Source organism: Leisingera aquaemixtae (assembly GCF_019801145.1).
Classification (GTDB): Bacteria; Pseudomonadota; Alphaproteobacteria; order Rhodobacterales; family Rhodobacteraceae; genus Leisingera; species Leisingera aquaemixtae_A.
In genome coordinates this window covers 49,453-67,919 of the sequence record NZ_JAHVJQ010000011.1, presented here as the reverse complement: position 1 = coordinate 67,919, position 18,467 = coordinate 49,453, and the positions used below count along the sequence as shown (strand labels likewise).

13 protein-coding genes are annotated in these 18,467 nt (G+C 67.5%); 5 read left to right on the top strand and 8 right to left on the bottom strand.

Going from position 1 to position 18,467, the window contains the following annotated elements; genetic code table 11:
* The first annotated feature begins 196 nt into the window (after nt 1-196).
* Nucleotides 197-1,507 carry a UDP-glucose dehydrogenase family protein gene (locus KUW17_RS20070; protein WP_222482088.1) on the top strand — a complete coding sequence of 437 codons (1,311 nt, stop codon included), beginning with the start codon at nt 197-199 and terminating at the stop codon, nt 1,505-1,507.
* Between the two features lie 156 nt (nt 1,508-1,663).
* Here KUW17_RS20070 and KUW17_RS20065 read toward each other — a convergent pair whose 3' ends face one another.
* Nucleotides 1,664-2,776 (bottom strand): ParB/RepB/Spo0J family partition protein, encoded by a 1,113-nt coding sequence (locus KUW17_RS20065; RefSeq protein ID WP_222482087.1) that lies wholly within the window; start codon nt 2,774-2,776, stop codon nt 1,664-1,666.
* A gap of 55 nt (nt 2,777-2,831) precedes the next feature.
* Nucleotides 2,832-4,241 (bottom strand): AAA family ATPase, encoded by a 1,410-nt coding sequence (locus KUW17_RS20060; RefSeq protein ID WP_222482086.1) that lies wholly within the window; start codon nt 4,239-4,241, stop codon nt 2,832-2,834.
* Nucleotides 4,242-4,726: 485 nt separating this feature from the next.
* Here KUW17_RS20060 and KUW17_RS20055 point away from each other — a divergent pair, with 485 nt between their 5' ends.
* Nucleotides 4,727-5,734 (top strand): replication initiator protein A, encoded by a 1,008-nt coding sequence (locus tag KUW17_RS20055; RefSeq protein ID WP_222482085.1) that lies wholly within the window; start codon nt 4,727-4,729, stop codon nt 5,732-5,734.
* Between the two features lie 287 nt (nt 5,735-6,021).
* Here KUW17_RS20055 and KUW17_RS20050 read toward each other — a convergent pair whose 3' ends face one another.
* From KUW17_RS20050 to KUW17_RS20030, 5 genes are all read right to left on the bottom strand, one after another.
* Nucleotides 6,022-7,437 (bottom strand): HlyD family type I secretion periplasmic adaptor subunit, encoded by a 1,416-nt coding sequence (locus KUW17_RS20050; protein WP_222482084.1) that lies wholly within the window; start codon nt 7,435-7,437, stop codon nt 6,022-6,024.
* The gene (locus tag KUW17_RS20045; protein WP_222482083.1) at nt 7,434-9,233 is read right to left on the bottom strand and encodes a type I secretion system permease/ATPase; all 1,800 of its coding nucleotides are present in this window, start codon (nt 9,231-9,233) and stop codon (nt 7,434-7,436) included. The genes KUW17_RS20050 and KUW17_RS20045 overlap by 4 nt, the downstream gene beginning before the upstream one ends.
* A 154-nt stretch (nt 9,234-9,387) precedes the next feature.
* On the bottom strand, nt 9,388-11,838 hold the full coding sequence (locus KUW17_RS20040; protein WP_222482082.1) for a calcium-binding protein: 2,451 nt from the start codon (nt 11,836-11,838) through the stop codon (nt 9,388-9,390).
* 196 nt (nt 11,839-12,034) lie between these two features.
* Nucleotides 12,035-12,703, bottom strand: a complete 669-nt coding sequence (locus tag KUW17_RS20035; protein WP_222482081.1) for a hypothetical protein — start codon at nt 12,701-12,703, stop codon at nt 12,035-12,037.
* Nucleotides 12,700-13,647 (bottom strand): helix-turn-helix transcriptional regulator, encoded by a 948-nt coding sequence (locus KUW17_RS20030; RefSeq protein ID WP_315899412.1) that lies wholly within the window; start codon nt 13,645-13,647, stop codon nt 12,700-12,702. The genes KUW17_RS20035 and KUW17_RS20030 overlap by 4 nt, the downstream gene beginning before the upstream one ends.
* An 850-nt stretch (nt 13,648-14,497) precedes the next feature.
* Between KUW17_RS20030 and KUW17_RS20025 the strand changes: the two genes are divergently transcribed.
* Nucleotides 14,498-15,124 carry a helix-turn-helix domain-containing protein gene (locus tag KUW17_RS20025; protein WP_222482079.1) on the top strand — a complete coding sequence of 209 codons (627 nt, stop codon included), beginning with the start codon at nt 14,498-14,500 and terminating at the stop codon, nt 15,122-15,124.
* A 316-nt stretch (nt 15,125-15,440) separates the two neighbouring features.
* Here KUW17_RS20025 and KUW17_RS20020 read toward each other — a convergent pair whose 3' ends face one another.
* Entirely contained in the window at nt 15,441-16,682 is a 1,242-nt protein-coding gene (locus KUW17_RS20020; protein WP_222482078.1) for a glycosyltransferase family 4 protein, read from the bottom strand.
* A 159-nt stretch (nt 16,683-16,841) separates the two neighbouring features.
* On the opposite strand from KUW17_RS20020, the gene rfbC reads away from it, so the two are divergent.
* Nucleotides 16,842-17,402 carry a dTDP-4-dehydrorhamnose 3,5-epimerase gene (gene rfbC, locus KUW17_RS20015; protein ID WP_222482077.1) on the top strand — a complete coding sequence of 187 codons (561 nt, stop codon included), beginning with the start codon at nt 16,842-16,844 and terminating at the stop codon, nt 17,400-17,402.
* Nucleotides 17,399-18,451 (top strand): dTDP-glucose 4,6-dehydratase, encoded by a 1,053-nt coding sequence (gene rfbB, locus KUW17_RS20010; protein ID WP_222482076.1) that lies wholly within the window; start codon nt 17,399-17,401, stop codon nt 18,449-18,451. Before rfbC ends, rfbB begins: the two co-directional genes overlap by 4 nt.
* Nucleotides 18,452-18,467: the final 16 nt, after the last annotated feature.

Below are 18,467 nucleotides of genomic sequence, written 5' to 3'. Positions count from 1 at the left end.
GCCCAAATAGGTCAGCACAGTTGACCAAATGTTTCGCGCGCGAAACATTTGGTCCGGACCGGACTTATCTCCGCGCTGCGGGCGGTGCCGCCAAAATTCCGGTTTCCGCCCTGTCCGGCTGCGTATATGTCTCTATCTGAACAACACCACCTGCAGCGCAAAGCCAGGTGGACTAGGAACGGAAAAAGGGCATCCCATGCGTATTGCGATGATTGGCACCGGCTATGTCGGACTGGTATCCGGCGTCTGTTTTTCGGATTTCGGCCATGACGTGATCTGCGTCGACAAGGACGAAAGCAAGATCACCCGGCTGAACAACGGCGAGGTGCCGATCTACGAGCCCGGCCTCGACCAGCTGATGGAAAAGAACGTGAAGGCGGGGCGGCTCAGCTTCACCGCCGATCTGGCCGCCGCGGTGGACGGGGCGGACGCGGTGTTCATCGCGGTCGGCACCCCGACCCGGCGCGGCGACGGCCATGCCGACCTCACCTATGTGATGGCCGCGGCCGAGGAGATCGCCGGGGCGCTGACTGCCTACGCGGTGGTGGTGACCAAATCCACCGTGCCGGTGGGCACCAACCGCAAGGTGCAGGAGGTGATCGCCAAGGCCAACCCAAGCGCCGATTTCGATGTCGCCTCCAACCCGGAGTTCCTGCGCGAAGGCGCCGCGATCGAGGATTTCATGAAACCCGACCGGGTGGTGGTCGGCGTCCAGACCGAGCGCGCCGCCGAAGTGATGTCGGAGATCTACCGCCCGCTGTACCTGCGCGACTTCCCGATCCTGTCCACTGACCTGGAATCGGCGGAGATGATCAAATACGCGGCCAATGCCTTCCTCGCCGCCAAGATCACCTTCATCAACGAGATCGCGGGCCTGTGCGAGCGGGTCGGCGCCGACGTCAAGGAAGTGTCCCGCGGCATCGGCTTTGACGGCCGCATCGGCAACAAGTTCCTGCACGCGGGCCCCGGCTACGGCGGCTCCTGCTTCCCCAAGGACACCGCGGCGCTGGCGCGGATCGGCCAGGACCATGCCTTCCCGATGCGGATCACCGAAACCGTGATGCAGGTGAACAACGAGGTGAAGGCGCGGATGGTGGAGAAGCTGCGCGATGCCTGCGGCGGCTCCTTCAACGGCCGCACAGTGGCGGTGCTCGGCGTCACCTTCAAGCCCAACACCGACGACATGCGCGACGCCCCCAGCCTGACCATCGTGCCGGCCCTGATCGGCGGCGGCGCCAGGGTGCGGGTGGTGGACCCGCAGGGCCGTGCCGAGGGCGAGGCGCTCCTGCCCGGCGCCGCCTGGGTGGAAGACCCCTATGAGGCGGCGCAGGGTGCCGACCTGATCGTGCTGCTGACCGAGTGGAACGAGTTCCGCGCCCTGGACCTGAAGAAGCTGGCCGGCGGGATGGCGCAGCCGCGGATGGCGGACCTGCGCAACATCTATTCGCCCGAGAGTGCCAAACAGGCCGGGTTCGAGACCTATACGGCCGTGGGGCGGGGCGCCTGAGCGCCGCCTACGGCGCAGGTCTTGAAATAGGTCCGGTCCGGACCAAATGTTTCGCGCGCGAAACATTTGGTCAGACAGGCTGACCTAATATCAGGCTCTAACAAGGCACAAAAAAAGGGCGCGGTCTCCGCGCCCTTGTCCGTTTTCAGGCTCGGATCAGAGCTTTTTCAGCCAGGCCTGCAACGCCTCCACCAGCGCGGCGCTGACGCCCGGGCCGCTGATCTCGATCTTCTGCTCGCTGGGGGTATAGCCCAGGACCACCCCCTTGGCCCCAGGCAGGGAGATCCGCTCGCCCGGCATGGCGGCGTCCCAGTCATAGGCGCCGCGCACCCGCGGGCCGCTGACCAGCGGCTGCCCGGACGGCGGGGCAGGGGAGAGATCAGCCTCTAACCGAGGCTTTTTCTCAGGCTGCTTCTCAGGCCGCGCCTCCACCAGCCGGGCCAGAACCTCCAGCTCAGCCTCGGGGCTGGACCGGTCGGCGGCCTGCAGCGCCTGTGCCGCGCGCTCCGCGAACCCCTCATCCGCCTCGATCTCGCGCACCAGCGCCAGGCCCAGCTTCTCGCTGATCGCGGTGGGGTAGAACAGCACCGCGTCCAGCGCCTCGACCAGGGTGACGAAGCTGCCGATCTTGGAGCGCTTGGCGCGGGTCGCGTTGCCGAACAGCGCCTGCAGCGCGTATTTGCGGCGGCTGAAGACGCCCTCCTTATACGCCCGCACGGCAATACGGGCGCGCTCGTAGTGCGACAGGTTCACCCGGATCTCGTTTTCCTCGACCATCGCCACATAAGCGCCTTCGGCGCTGTCCGGCTTGATCACCAGCGCCTTAAGGGTGGCGAACCGCGGGTCTGATGTCTCCTCATAGAGCCTGCGAAGCGCGGTCAGGCGGCGCCAGCCGGAGATCAGCCCGTGGGTGCGCCCGCCAAATGTATCCTCCAGCGGCACCACCTCGGCCGGGGTCTGCTGGCCGCGGGCGCGGATCGAGTCGATCAGCGACTGCAGCTCTTCCTCGTCCTGCTCGATGCGGTCGCGCACCAGGTGGTTCTCGTCGATCGCTGCCAGCGGCAGTTCCTCGATCATCAGCCCTTTGGCGCGGGCGTTTTCCAGCACGCCGGACAATTCCTGCAGCGCCGCCTGGGCGGAAGCGTCCGAGGCCACCTGGGCAATCGGCGCGGCCCCTACACTGGACGGCCCGCCAAGCGCGGGTTTGCCGGCGGGGGCAGCTGCCAGGTAATCGGTCTGCGCCGGGGAAAGCCGTTTGCGTTTTGCCATATCCTGTCCTCATGTCTCCGGGCTGCCAGTGTGCCGGAAAGTCCTTGTTAGGGCCTTAGCCCGCCGCGCGCTGTTCCGCCTCTTCCTGCAACACCTCGCGCCGCCAGACGCCGATCAGCAGTTTCTTGAAGGCGGCGTAGGTCTCGTCGAAGGTCTCGCGGCCGCGGGCATAGGTCTCGCGGTTGAAGTCGCGGTAGTCGGCCTCGTAGATGCCGCTGACCTGCTCGCCGGCCTGGCCGATCAGCGCGGTGAAATCCTGTTTGTGGGGGGAGAGCACCCGGCCCATGTAGGCCTGCATCAGCGCCGCCAGCTCACCCTGCTGGGCGCCGTCGTAGCGGGTGATCACCGCGCGCACCGCGTCCCACTCGAAGCTGAGGCCGGGGCGGCCAAGCGCGCGGGCCGCCAGGTTCTCGCCCTCTTCGATGGAGGCGAAGGTGGAGTGCAGCATGTCGAAGAACCGGCCGGTCGAGTCGAACTCCAGGAACGACGCGCCCATCGGCACCAGCAGGATGTCGGCGGCGCTGAGCCCGTTGATCGTCAGGTAGCCAAGCGCCGGAGGGGTGTCGATGAAGATCACATCGTATTGGTCCAGCACCCCGTCGGCCTCCAGCCGCTCCGTCAGCGCATCCCACAGTTTCCAGCTGCGCGCCGCCATCCGCCAGACCGGGATCTGGAACTCCGCCCAGTAGAGGTTCAGCTGGGCGCCGATCAGGTCGATGTTGGGCCAGTGGGTGTTCTGGATGACGTCCGCCGCGGTCATCTCCATCGCCGCATCCAGCGCCTCGTCCAGCGGCTGCGGGGCGTCGCCGCGGTCGAGCCGGCGCTGGTTCTCCAGCCGCAGATGCTCGCCGTAGTGGCGCGCCAGCAGCGGGAAGGCGGTCTGCCATTCATCCTCGACGCGGCCGCCGAAGATCGAGGTCATCGACCCCTGGCTGTCGAGATCGATGACCAGCACCTTGTAGCCGTCGAGCGCCGCCGACATCGCCAGATGCGCCGCGGTCGAGGTCTTGCCGACGCCGCCCTTGAAGTTGGCAACCGCCACCATCTTGGCGGGCAGGCCCGCGGGGCGGTAGGGCTGGTAGTCCTTGGCCTTGGAGCCTTGCGCCGCGAAGAAGGCGCGCAAGGCCAGCACCTCGTCGAGGGTGAACCACTTGGCGCCGCCCTCGGTCTCCGACCGGCCCTGGGGCAGATCGGGGTTGGCTTTCAGCACCCGGCGGAAATGGGCCTGGGCGACCGGGATCAGGTAGCGGGTGATCTCCCAGGTGGAGAACAGGCGCAGCTCCTTGCGGCCTTCCTCGTTCATGCCGCGGCTGGCCAGGTCCGCCCTGCCTTGCGCGCAGGCGGCGGCAATCTCGGCAAAGCCCGCGGTGCTGGTGGGGGCGTCCAGCTCCGCCAGGGCGGCGTCCGGGTCGATGCTGAAATAGGGGGGGAGGCTTGCGTTCGCCTTGTGGATATCTCGCGCCATGAGGATCTGCCTGCTGTCCTTGGGCCCTCCGGCCCTGCCCGTGTGAAATGCTGCTGTTCTGCTGCTCCGCAGCCTGATGTGCTGCCTTTTGGACAGAATACGCAAAAACACCGCACATGGAAGCAAAATGCGCATACCTCCTGCTTTTTCTAAGCAAATCCGGGGGTTGGGAGGGGGCGAAACAGGGCTGTTTCAGGGCCGGCAAAAAAATCTGCCAAGTTAATTATGAGTTATTTATTAGTTACAGGGGGAAGGGCGTGCGCGCAAAGCCCTTTTTTCATTGGCGATCGGGGCGGATTTTGCCGCACGCATGACTCTGAAACCCCGATGGGATGACTCCGAAACCCCGGCAAAGCGATTCCGAACCCCCGTTGCCGCCGGCTGTGGATAACCTTAGGGTGAGTGTAATCAAAACCACGATAAAACGAGTCGCCGACCGGGGCAGAAGATTCCGGCGGCCGGCAGAGCAGACGGCGGACAGGCAGATGGCAGCAGAGCTGACGGCGGGGGGAGTCCCTCCGGAAGGGCAGGGGGATTTCTTCCTCTGCGATATCTTCGGGGCGATCCCCAAGAACGACCTGGCCTCGATGGAGCATCCGCTGTTCTCCCTGGGCACACGGCCGGACCGGCGCATCCTCAATTACCAGCACAACGGCGCGGAGATCACCGTGACGCCCTCGGTCAAGGGGCTGGCGACAATCCACGACAAGGACATCCTGATCTTCTGCATCAGCCAGCTGATGGCGGCGATCAATGCCGGCCGCCAGGTGAGCCGCACCCTGCACCTGAAGGCGCATGACCTGCTGGTCGCCTGCAACCGGGAAACCTCCGGCGATGCCTACCGGCGGCTGCGCGAGGCCTTCGAGCGGCTGGCGGGCACCCGCATCACCACCAATATCGTCACCGGCGGCGAGGAGGTGACCACCGGCTTCGGCCTGATCGAGAAATGGGAGATCGTGCGCAAGGCCCGCGGCGGCAAGATGGTCAGCGTGGCGGTGACGCTCAGCGACTGGCTGTACCGCGCGGTGCTGTCGAAATCGGTGCTGACGCTCAGCCGCGATTACTTCCGCCTCAGGAAACCGCTGGAGCGGCGGATCTACGAGCTGGCGCGCAAGCACTGCGGGCGGCAGAACAGCTGGCAGGTCTCGGTGGAAACGCTCCTGAAGAAATCCGGCTCCGCCTCCCCGCGCCGGGTGTTCCGCAAGATGATCCGCGACATGATCGACGCGCAGCCCTTGCCCGATTACGCGCTGGAGGAGCTGGAGGGCGACCTGATCCGGTTTTCCCAGAAGGCTGCAGTGACCGAGGCAGTGCTGAACGCGCCGCAGCTGAAGCCCGCCACCCTGGAGCAGGCGCGCGCGCTGATCCCCGGCGCCGATGCCTATGCGCTGGAGGCGGAATGGCGGGCCATGTGGGTGCGCTCTGGCACGCCGCGCCTCAGGGCGCCCGATGCGGCGTTTCTGGGCTGGGTCCGCAAACGCGCCGCGGACTAGGGGCCGCCGAAGCGTCTTTTGTGCAAACGGGCTTTCCACGGAAAGCCCGTTTCAGACTCTGATACCTGCGGAAAGCGCCTCTCAATATAGGTCAGCATGACTGACCAAATGTTTCGCGCGCGAAACATTTGGTCCGGACCGGACCTTTTTTACGAACCCGGTGCAGGCTGTTGCGGGGCGCAGGGCCGGGGCGAACTAACAGGCCCGCCCCTGCCCTGCGGCGGGTGCGGGCCTGGCAGGCGGCGGTCCTCCCCCCGGGGCCGCGGCCTTTCCTGCAGCGGCTCCCCCTAGCTGCTGCCTTCCTTCAGAGCCTGGGACATGCTGGAGAGCACCGGGCTGATCAGATAGTCGGCCAGGGTCTGGCGGCCGGTCTCGATCATCGCCTGGGCCGGCATGCCGGGCAGCGCCTTCACATTGGGCAGTGCCGCCAGCTCGGCTTCATTGATGCGGATATGCACCGGGTAAAACGGCTGGCCGGTGGCCTCGTCGAGGCTGCTGCCCGCCGCCACCATCACCACCTCGCCCTGCACCGGCGGGGTGGAGCGGAAGCTGTAGGCGGTCAGCTGCACCCGCGCCTGGCTGCCCTCGGCAACCTCGTCGATATCGGCCACCGCCACCCGGGTTTCCACCAGCAGCCCGGCATCCGCGGGCATCAGCTCGAGGATGGTCTGGCCGGGATCCACCACCTGGCCCAGGGTGTTGATCGTCAGGCCGACCACCCGGCCGTCCTGCGGCGCGCGGATGGTCAGACGGTCCTGCACGTCCCGTGTGGCGTCCAGCCGCTGGCGCAGGTCCAGGATCTGCTCCTGCACCGACTGGCTTTCGGCGGCGATCCGCGCCGCCCGGTCGCGGCCGGCCTGCAGCCGCCGCTCCTCCATCTCGCCGATCTGCTCCAGCACGTTGCCGCGGTCGCTTTCCATCGCGCCGAGGGTGCCCAGGAGGCCGCTCTGCTGCATCTGCCGCTGGCTGATGCGGGTCTTCGGCACCAGCCCCTTTTCAAACAGCCCGGCCAGGTCCGCCAGCTCCTCCTGCACCAGGGCCAGCTGCTCCTCGGTGGCCCGGATGCGGGCGTCGCGGCCCTTGAGCTGATCGCTGAGCTGGGTGATGCGGCCGCTGAGGATCTCCATCTGGCCCTGGTAGAGCGCCCGGTTGGAGCTGAGCAGGTCGCGCTGCACCGCCACCAGCTGCGCCAGTTCCGGCGCCTGGGCGATGAGCTGCTCCAGCTCCTCGCCGGGCTGCAGGGTCTCTGACCCTTGCAGCTCCGCCTGCAGCCGCGCCCGCTGCGCCAGCAGGCTGGCCAGCTGGCCGCTCAGGATGCCCATCTGCGCCTGCACCCGGCGGCCGTCGAGCCGGGCGATCACCTGGCCGCCGCTGACCCGGTCGCCCTCGGCGACCTTCAGCTCGCGCAGGATGCCGCCCTCCAGGTGCTGCACCGCCAGCCGGTCGCCGGCCACGTTGAATTCGCCGGGCGCCACCACCGCGCTGGTGAGCTCTGCCTGGGTGGCCCAGAACACCAGGCCGCCGAACAGGCCGAAGCCGCAGACCGCCATCCACAGCACCAGCTGGCGCACCCGGGTCGGCGGATGTTTGGGCAGCGGCACGTCCATGCTGAGGGCGGCCGGCATCTGGTCGCGGAAACCGCCCTGGGCGGGCAGGCGCCCGGTTTTTGCAGGGCTGCGGGTCTCATGTTCCACCAGGCTCATGCGCGTGCTCCTTCATTCCGGCGGGCTGTCCCCTGACGGCCCGGGCTGTCCGCCTCCTGGTCCGGGCCGCGGTCCTCCGGGCTGCGGTGCCGGAACGGGGCAATCTTGGGATCGCCCGTCCGGGCCGGGCTGCCGGCCATCGGCTGGGCCGCCGCCTCGATCACCTGGCGGGCCTCGCCGAAGCGCATGATCCGGCCCTCCTGCAGCAGTGCCGCGTGGCTCACCCGGCGCAAGAGGCTGAGCCGGTGGGTCACCGCCACCACCGCGGCGCCGCGGGCGCAGGCGGCCTCGATGGCCGTGGCCAGCGCCTCTTCGCCCTCGGGGTCGAGATTGGCGTTGGGCTCATCCAGGATGATCAGCTTGCGATCGCCGAAGAAGGCGCGCGCCAGGCCGATGCGCTGGCGCTGGCCGGCCGACAGGAACTCGCCGCGCGGGCCCACTTCGGCGTTGTAGCCGCCGGGCAGCGCCAGGATCATCTCGTGCACCTGCGCCAGTTTCGCCGCCGCCACCACATCCGACGGCTTGGCGCCGGGGTCCATCAGCGCGATGTTTTCCGCCACCGTGCCCTGGAACAGCTCCACCCGCTGCGGCAGGAAGCCGATGTGCTGGCCGATCTGCGCCGGGTCCCAGTCGGTGAGCGCGGCGTCGTCGATCCGGATATGGCCGCGCACCAGCGGCTGCAGCCCGGCCAGCGCATGGGCAAGCGTGGTCTTGCCGGCGCCGGAGGGGCCGATCAGCCCCAGCGACTGGCCCGGCTTCAATTCCAGGCTGATGTCCAAGAGCAGCGGCTCCGGCCGGCCCGGCAGCACCACGGTGGCGTTCTCCACAGACAGGCGGCCTTCGGGATCGGGCAGGGCCAGCCGCTCCGGCGCCTCATCGAGATGGGCAAGGAAAGTGTTCAGCCGTCCGTGCGCGCTGCGCGCCTTGAGGAAGGCGCGCCAGCCGGCGATCGACTGCTCCACCGGCGCCGCGGCGCGGCCCAGGAGGATCGAGGCGGCAATCATCAGCCCCGGCGACAGCTGGTTGTTGATCACCAGCACCACGCCCACGCCCAGCACCGCGATCTGCAGCCCCATGCGCACCGCCTTGGCCAGCGAGGTCATCAGCGCCACCCGGTCGGTGGCCAATGTGTTGAACACCAGCGCCGAGAACGCCTTGACCTGCCAGCGGGCGATCAGCGGTCCGGTCTTGCCCATGGCATGGATCAGGCTGGCGTTGTTCATCATTTCCGCCACCGCGGTATTGGTCTCGGCGGCCTGTTTGGTGGCTTCGTCCATCGGCTTGCGGGCCGCCATCTCGCTGATCAGCCCGAGGCTGAACAGCAGCATGAGGCCGACCAGCGCCACCAGGCCCAGGACCGGGCTGAACAGGAAGATCAGGGCCAGGAACAGCAGCGACCAGGGCGCGTCCAGCAGTGCCAGGAACAGCGGGCTGGTGACAAAGCCGCGCAGCTCCTGAATGTCGCGGATGGGCTCGGCGCGGGCCAGCGCCGGCGGCAGGCGGCCGCCGATCATGCCGCCCAGCACGGCGGGGCTGAGCCGCGCCTCGAGCCGCGATCCGAGCCGCGCCACCAGGCGCTGGCGGATCATGTCGAACAGAAAAAAGAACACCAGCGCAATTGCGGCGCCGGTGGTCAGGGCAATCAGAGTGGGAATGCTGCCCGAGGCCATGACCCGGGCAAACAATTGCAGCATGTAGAGCGGCGCTGTCAGGATGAGCAGGTTCACAAAGATGCTTGCTGTGAAGATGGCGGCAAGCACACCCCGTTGACCGTCAAATACCTGTCTTACCTTCATTGTCGTAGCCCCCCGGCTGCACGAAGTGAAGTTATGAAATCTGGAGACCAGCGCCCTGGTCCAAGGATGCAATCCTTGGCCGGGGACCAAATCGCTGTCCTGAACCAGGGCTGGACGGGCCCGGGGTTGCCCCCGGGCCCGCCGTTCCTATGGCTCAGACAGTGTGACCCCAGATGTTGTCGTAGCTGTCATCGAAGCCGTCATCGGATGCCAGCACGCGGATCGCCTCGTAAGAGCCCGCATCGCCGGTGGTCACGGCGTTGATGCCGACGCCGCCGATCGGGATGGCGTCCTGGCCCAGCGAGGTGAACGGTGCCTCGCGGCCGGTCAGGCCGAGGATGTTCACCGTGGCGCCGCCCGCCGAGATGCTGGTGTCGGTGCCATTGTCGGTCACCGTTGCACCGCCGCCGTCCAGCGCCGCAAAGGCATCCTGCGCCGAGGTGCCGAGGCCTGCGCCGACATTGGTGACACGGAACAGCAGCACGTCGTGGTCCTGGTCGATGTCGAAGTCGGTGATGGTGTCCGTGCCGTCGGTGGAGGCAAAGGTGGCGCCATCCCAGGTCAGGTCGATGATGAAGACATCCTTGCCGTCGCCGCCGGTCAGGTTGTCATCGCCTTCGCCGCCCTTCAGGAAGTCGTTGTAGTCGCCTACACCGCCATGCAGCCAGTCGTTGCCGGTGCCGCCATCCAGGAAGTCCGACCCCTTGCCGCCGTTCAGCTCGTCGTTGCCGCTTTCGCCGTAGAGGCAGTCGTTGCCCGGGCCGCCATTGAGGTGGTCGTTGCCGGCGCCGCCTTTCAGCACGTCGTCGCCGTAACCGCCGTAGACATGGTCCGCGCCGTCATTGCCGTCCAGCAGATCGTCGCCGGCGCCGCCCTTGACGGTGTCGTGGCCGTTGCCGCCGGAGGCCACGTCATTGCCGGAGCCGCCATAGACCTTGTCGTTGCCGTCCTCGCCATAGAGGAAGTCATCGCCGGAGTTGCCCTTGACGACGTCGTCGCCCGTGCCGCCGAAGGCCTTGTCGCTGTCGGCGCCGCCCTTGATGGTGTCATTGCCGGCATCGCCATAGAGGCGGTCGTGGCCGGCATTGCCGAGCACCCAGTCGTCGCCGTCATTGCCGTGCAGCTTGTCGCCGCCCTTGCCGCCCATCAGCTTGTCATTGCCGTCGCCGCCGAAGCCGAGGTCGTCGCCGCGGCCGCCGACGATCACGTCATTGCCGCCTTCGCCGAACATGGTGTCGTCGCCGGAGCCGCCGCGGATGCGGTCATTGCCGTCCGGGCCTTCGTCGATCGGGGTGTAGCAGTCCGGGCAGTCGACCTCTTTCAGCCCGTCTTCCATCTGGGCATGGGCCTGCACCTCTTCCCGGGGCTCGTCGTCGTCGCAGCAGCTCCAGTCGATGTAGTAGCCCTTGACGTCGGCGCCGAGGTTGGTGCCATGGTCGCCGAAGATCAGGTCGCCCTGGGCGCCGCCTTCCAGCACGTCGTTGTTGGAGCCGCCGCGCATGGTGTCGTGGCCGGCGCCGCCATTGACATCGTCGCGGCCGGAGCCGCCGTCCATCAGGTCGTCGCCGCGGCCGCCCTGCATCAGGTCGTCATCGGCTTCGCCGAACATGGTGTCGTTGCCGCCCTGGCCGTCCATGGTGTCGTTGCCGTCGCCGCCCAGCATGCAGTCGTCGCCGTCATCGTCGTCGGTCTTGTTGCCGGTGGGGCTGTCGGCGCCGAAGTCGAGGTCGTCATTCTGCGACTGGCGTTCATCGCCGAACATCTCGTCGTCGCCGATGCCGCCGATCACCAGGTCGTCGCCGAGGCCGCCGGCCATGCGGTCGTTGCCCTGCTGGCCGTGCATGCGGTCATTGCCGTCGCGGCCGTACATGGTGTCGTTGTTGTTGGAGTGGTCACTGTCGTAACGGCCGTTCAGGTCGTTCTGGCCGTCGTCGCCCCACATCCAGTCGTCGCCGCCTTCGCCGTCCATGCAGTCGTTGCCGTCCTCGCCGTAGAGGTAGTCGCCGCGGTCGCCGTCTGCATAGCTGTAGTCGCCGTCGGCATCGTCGCCGAAGATGTGGTCGTCGCCCTTGCCGCCGAACACGGTGTCGCTTTCCTCGCCGCCCAGCAGCGTGTCATTGCCGGTCTCGCCGTCGATGTAGTCGCAGCCTTCCTCGCCGTCGATCCAGTCGTCGCCGTCATCGATATAGACTTTGCCGTAGATCGGCACCTGGTACTCTTTCCAGGTTTCCGGGTCGACCCGGGTCTCGTAGCCGGTGATCACGGTTTCATAATGGCCCTTGCCGTCGGCATTGCCGCCGAACAGGTAGTCGTTGCCGGTGCCGCCTTCGATCAGGTCGTCGCCGTCCTGGCCCTCGATGTAATCCTGGCCGGCTTCGCCATCGAGCCGGTTGTTGCGCTCGTTGCCGTAGATGGCGTCATCGCCGGCCCCGGCTTTGGCATTGTCGCCGGCGTCGTGGTCGTTCAGGTCGATCACATTGCCGTCGGTGCCGCCGCGCTCGGTGGTGCCGTCGTTGTAGTCCGGGTCGTGCTTGTCATCGCTGAAGCGGATGTCGCATTCCGGATTGCAGACTTCCCAGTCCGGGTGCTGGTCTTGGATACCCATGGTGAATTTCCTCCTCGTTAACGGTACGGGGCTGGGCAGCGGGCAGCTGCCCGGGTCCGTGCCCCTGCCAGGGCCGCTGCCCGGGAAACACCCCCGGGGCGGGCTGGCGCAAAAAAGGCGTCGTGGTGCCTTCTAGGCGGTATTGCAGCGCATCCGCGCCGCGGCCGATGCCCCCAAATGGGGACAAAATGCGGTCTTAAGGCGCGGGCGGCGGCCCGCCGGCCAGGCCGGCAAGCGCTGCGGCCGCGGCCTGCACGCCCGCCTGCAGCGGGGCGTGCCAGTACATTCCGGCCGCCGCTGCGGCGGCGGCCAGCGCCAGCGCCGCCAGCGGTCCGCGCCAGCGCCGCCGCGGCTTTGGCGCCGCTTCGGCCAGCGTCTCGGCCAGGGCGGCTTTCAGCACCGGTTCCAATTCGATCCTGAGCGCCCCCTCCATCCGGTTCACCGCTTCTTCCAGCTGGTCGATGCGGGCGGTCAGCGCGGCGCGGTCGGCAGCAGCCTTCTGCGCGGCTTGCGCGCCCAGCCCCTCGTTGAGGGTGGTGAACATCTCGGCGATGCGCTTGTGCAGCGCCACCAGGTCGGCCTGCGCCGCCAGCGGCGCGCCGTCCGGGACGCCCTGGCGCAGCGCGGCGGCAATCTGCGCCAGCACCGCGGCGCTCAGCCGCGGCGGCTGCACCGGCTGGTCCGGCGCCTGCGCGGGGTGTGCGGCCTGCGCGGCGGGCTCTCCGGCGGCCGCCTTTTCGGCGTCCGGCTGCGGCGCGGGGCGCTCCGGCCTGGCCTGGGCGGTCTGCGCGGCCTGGGCCGGCTGCGGGCTGCCGGCCGGGGCGGGCGGGCCCTGCACCGGCGCATCAAGCGTCAGCTTGTTCATGACGCTCTCCCCAGCGAGGCCTGCCAGGTCAGCCGCTGCGCCATCTCGGCGCGACCGCCGGCCTGCAGCTTGGCCAGCACCCGCTTGGCATAGGTATTGAAGGTCTGCTCCTTGAGGCCGGCGATATGCGCCGCCTCACGGTTGGTCAGCCCCAGCTGAATGAGCGCCGCCACCCGCGCTTCGGCCGGCGACAGCCCCATCTTCTGGGCCAGCATCTCGATGCGGCGGCGGCCGGGCTGGCGCGGCAGGATCGCCACCACCAGCGGCTGGCCGGCGCCGGCGCAGCGGTAGCGGGTCAGCGACACCGGCAGCCGCATGCCGCTCTTGCGGTCCTCCAGGAACAGGATCAGCTCGCGCGGGCCGCGGCTGCTGCCGCGGCGCGAGCGGGCGCATTCGGCCACCGCGGCATAGAAGCCCGCGGTGTCGCCCGGGCGGGCGCAGCTGAGACGGCCGCCGCGGCCGCTGAGCAGATCGCCGCCATCGAGCATGTCGCGGCCCGATTCATTGCAATGCAGCAGGGTGCCTTCGGCGTCGAGCACCAGCACCGCGCTGTCGGTCTTTTCGGAAATGGTCCACAACAGCGCGCTGGTCACCGCCGCCTGGGTCTCGCCCGCCAGCTCGCGCAGGCTGTCCTCGCGCAGCACCGGCCAGATCGCCTGCAGGATGTCGCGGCAATGGGCGTCATGCGGGCCGCCGTCGAGCTTGAGCGCGATCAGGTCCTCGCTGCCGTCCTCGAAGCCGCAGGAAAACAGCGCCCAGCCGCGGCCCGCGGCCAGTTCCGCAGCCAGCTGGCCCGGCAGCCGGGCCGCCAGCGCCAGCGCCGCCTTTCCCCCGGCGCGGCGCGGGCGCAGCGTCTTGGCGGCGCCGGGCTGCAGCTGCCGCCGCAGCGCCGCCGCCGCCGCGGCGGAGCAGGCAGACCCCAAGGGTGGCGCGCTGGTCAGCACCGGGGCTTTGCGGTGTCCCGGCTGCACCAGGGCCAATTGCGTCAGAGAAGAGATTTGCCTTTGCAGAGACTTAGAAAACAATAACTTGCCCGTTTGCGAAACGGACGCACCCAACATACCCATGTTGCCCCCCGGCATGACATAATGAATGTCTTGAGGGTAGCACGATGGCCGTCGCGTCAAACCGGGCAGAGGGGGTACGCCAAAGGCCGGAGCGCAGCCGGGCGGGGCCGGGGCAGAGGCTCAAAATACCACCATGGGGGTAGCTGCACGGAGCAGGAGCGGCGAATCGGCGAAGCTTTAAGTTGTTCTCTGAGTGAATTGCGTTGTCTTAAAATTGTAAATTTCAATATGGAAACGATCCGTTTCCCCAATGGCGACAATGCCAAGGGAGTAAGGCGCCCTGGCCGGTTTGCGTGAAAAAACAGCCGGATAAGGCAGGAACCGGGGCCGGCGGGCGGCGCGGCCTGCCAAAAAGCGCTGCTCCGGGCGGGGAAGTTCCTTAACAATAAAGGATAGATTCGCTACGGTTTATCCACAGCAATGCGCATCAGAAGTGTTTCCTGCTTGCATGCGCGGCCTGGCCCGGGACGTTTTTTCGCGGGCGTGTTCTGTATTTATCACGATCCGGAAACGGCAGCGCCCGGGCGCCGCCGGGGCCCAGGCGGCGGCAGGCAGGTGAAGTGTGTTCCGGGGTGCGGCGGCGCATTGCCAGACAGGCAGCCTGCGGGGGTGGGCGGCCATAACAGCGCGCTCCAGGGGGACGGCCGGATGCAGATCCGGAATGTTACGAGTAAAGGAGTTTTTGATGCCTGTTCACATTGTGGGGGAAAGCAGGCTTCTCAGGGACATGTTTCTGACCATCTGTGAAGCAAATGACTATGAGACCGGGCGCTGCTGCAGCAGCCTGGCGGAACTGCCGCAGCTGCCGCCGCGGGATATGATCCTGTTCTACAGCCATGATACCGGCGACGGGCTGCTGCAGGAGCTGCAGGCGTTCCGCGCCCGCAACGGCGCGGTGCAGCTGATCCTGATCACCGGCGACGGCTGCCCCGCCGCCGCCCAGACGCGGCTCAGCCATTATGCCGAGGCGGTGATCCCGGAGCGCAAATCCGCCGGCGCGCTGATTGCCGCGCTGCAGGTGGTGAAGGACGGCTACCGCATCGTGCTGTCCGGTGCGGCGGCGGCGGACGCGGCCGCGGCGGAGGCCGCGAACGGGGAACTGCCGCAGGCTGCGGAGGCGCCTGGGCCTGCCCGCCAGGGCCAGCGGCACGGGCTGTCGGAGCGCGAGCAGCTGATCCTGGCCAAGCTCACCGAAGGCGCCACCAACAAGAGCATCGCCAATGAACTGGGCATCTGCGAAGCCACGGTGAAGGTGCATCTGCGCACCTGCTTCCGCAAGATCGGCGCCAAGAACCGCACCCAGGCGGCGCTTTGGGCTTCCGAGCAGCTGCCGCCGCAGGCGCACCGCCACTGACCGCGGGCCGCGGCAGGCAGGCACAAGGGCAGGCGTCCCGGCCTTGAGGGCTGGAGGCGCCGCTTGCCGGATGCGGGCGGGGCCGGGGCCCGCCGCATCCGGCCGGTATGCCGCACGCGGCGCCAGGCAAAAGTGTTTTGGGTGAGCAAGCTTCCCGGAAATGTTCCGGGAAAGCGCTCCGCTTGTGAATGGGCACAGCCCGAAGGCGCCGCTGCGCGGCGGCTGCACCGGCCTTGAGGCGGAACCGGCGGAAATGGCCGTATCAGAGCCTGGTTTCCCGCGCCTCCGGCTACAGCTTTGTCCTCCGCGCCTCCGGCTAGATCCTGATTTTCCGGGCCTCCGGCACGAGCGCATTGATTTGTGCGATATGCTCCGGCAGGCAGCGGGTCAGGAAATCGTATTTTTCCACCACATGGGCGCGGGCATTGGGGCCGATATGGGCGTAGTCCTCGGGATTGGCCAGCACGTCCGCGACCTGATCGGCCAGTTTCTCAGGGGAAAAGAAATCCACCAGCAGCCCGGTCTCGCCATGGCTGACCGCCTCGCGCACCGGCGCCACATCGGCCGCCACCACCGTCGCCTGCATCGCCATCGTCTCCAACAGCGACCAGCTGAGCACGAAGGGCATGGTCAGATAGATGTGGCAGCGGCTGATCTGGATGATCCGGCAGAGGTCGTCATAGGGAACCTTGCCGAGGAAATGCACCCGGCTCCAGTCGACGCTCTTGCCCAGCTCATCCTCCATCTCGCCGCGCAAACCGCCGGGGTGCTTGCTTTCGGCGCCATAGGAGGTCTCGCTGCCGCCGATCATCAGGACGCGCGCATTGGGGCGCTGCGCCTGAATCCGCGGCAGTGCGCGCATCATGATGTGGAAGCCGCGGGCGCGCTCCATGTTGCGGGCAATATAGGTGACCACCTCGTCGTCGCGGGTGAGCGGTTGCTCCAGCCGCCCGAGCGCGACCGAGGCGGCGGGATCAGGGCCCAGCTTGTCGGTGCGGATGCCGTCATGGCAGAGATACATGCGGTCGTGGAAGCTGGCCGGAAACCGGTCGCGCTGCCAGGCAGTGGGCACATGGCCCAGGTCGACCTGCTCGATGCTGGCATAAGGCACGGTGTTGCGCGCCTCGGCAAAGAAATAGGCCTGGTCGTTGGGCGGGTTTTCCGGGTCGAAGCCGACCAGCCCGCCGGAGGTGCGGTAGAAATACTCGAAGAAGCCGATCACCGGCACATCCGGGTAGGGGTCTTTCATGAACAGCAATTCGCCCCAGCCGGTGTGGCCGATGATGATGTCGGGGGTGAAGCCCTGCGCCTTCAGCTGCCGCGCCGCCAGCGCCGCGCCGAGGCCGGTGCCGGCCGCTGCCTCCCAGTCCTTGGAGAGGCCGAAGGCATCCTTGGCAGGCGTGTGGAAGGGCTTGTAGACAACCGATCTGATGCCCTTCAGCTGCACGCCCTTGCGCTGGGTCAGAAAGACGATCTCATGGCCGCCTTGCGCCGCCAGCCAAGGCGCAAGCTCGCGGTACTGGCCAGGCATGTTCTGATGCACAAACAAGATTTTCATGAAACCATGCTTGCCGGGGCAGCGGCGGGGATGCAAGCCGGGGCGGTGCCATTGCCGGGCCGCTGTTGCAGCGCTGCGCGCGCCCGGCGCTGGCGCCGGGCGCGCGCAGCAGCTACAACGGTCAGAAGAGACAGAAACCCAGGAACCGGGGCGGATAGAATGCAGGTTGAGGAAACCGGATTGCCGGGGCTGAAGGTGCTGACGCCGCCCCGCTTTGGCGATGCGCGCGGGTTTTTCAGCGAAAGCTGGAACAAGCGGCGGATGCAGGAGGCGGGGATCGATCTGGATTTCGTGCAGGACAACCATTCGCTGTCAGCGGCGGCGGGCACCCTGCGGGGCTTGCATTTCCAGGCGCCGCCCCATGCCCAGGACAAGCTGGTGCGCTGCGGCCGGGGGGCGCTGTTCGACGTGGCGGTGGACATCCGCAGGGGCTCGCCCGGCTATGGAAAATGGTTCGGGATCGAGCTGACGGCGGAAAACGGCAGGCAGGTGCTGGTGCCCAAGGGATTTCTGCACGGCTTTCTCACCCGGGTTCCTGAAACCGAGGTGATCTACAAATGCACCGATTACTACGCGCCGGACTGCGACGGCGCGGTGGCCTGGGACAGCTGCGGCATCAACTGGGGGTTTGAGGGCACCCCGGTGCTGTCGGAAAAGGATGCCGCGGCGCCCGCGTTTGCGGAGTTCAACAGCCCGTTTGGGTGGGAGGGTGCGGCATGAAGCTCCTGGTCACCGGCGGCGCCGGTTTCATTGGCTCCGCGGTGGTGCGGCTGGCGATTGCCCGCGGCCATCAGGTGGTGAACCTCGATGCGCTCACCTATGCCGCCTGCTTGGACAATGTGGCCGCTGTGGCGAAAAGCCCGGCCTATGCCTTTGAGCAGGCCGACATCCGCGACCGCGCCGCATTAGACACTGTTTTTGACCGCCACCAGCCCGATGCGGTGATGCATCTGGCGGCAGAAAGCCATGTCGACCGCTCGATCGACGGGCCCGGCGATTTCATCGAAACCAATATCACCGGCACCTTCAACATGCTGGAGGCGGCCCGCAAATACTGGACCCAGGCGGGCAGGCCGGAGGCGTTCCGCTTCCACCATATCTCCACCGACGAGGTCTACGGCAGCCTGCCCGCCGACCCGTCGGTGCAGTTCACCGAAGCAACGCCTTACGATCCGCGCTCGCCCTATTCCGCGAGCAAAGCCGCCAGCGACCATCTGGTCAGGGCCTGGCACGAGACCTACGGGCTGCCGGTGGTGCTGAGCAACTGCTCCAACAACTACGGGCCGTACCATTTCCCGGAAAAGCTCATCCCGGTGGTGATCCTGAATGCCTTGGCGGGCAAGGAGCTGCCGGTTTACGGCGACGGCTCCAACGTGCGCGACTGGCTCTATGTCGAGGACCACGCCGATGCGCTCTTGCTGGTGGTGCAGCAGGGCGCGCTGGGGCGCAGCTACAATATCGGCGGCGAGAACGAGCGGTCGAACCTGGAGCTGGTCAACACGCTCTGTGCCATCCTGGATGAAAAACGGCCGCGCAAGGATGGGAGGTCTTACAAAGACCAGATCACCTTTGTGAGTGACCGCCCGGGCCATGACGCGCGCTATGCCATCGACCCGAGCCGCATCCGGCAGGAGCTGGGCTGGCGGCCTTCGGTGACAGTGGAGGAAGGGCTGGAGCGCACGGTGCAGTGGTATCTGGACAACGAGGCCTGGTGGCGGGCGCTGCAGGACCGCGACGGCGTCGGCCGGCGGCTGGGGACGGGGACGTGATATCGCGAGCGGCAGA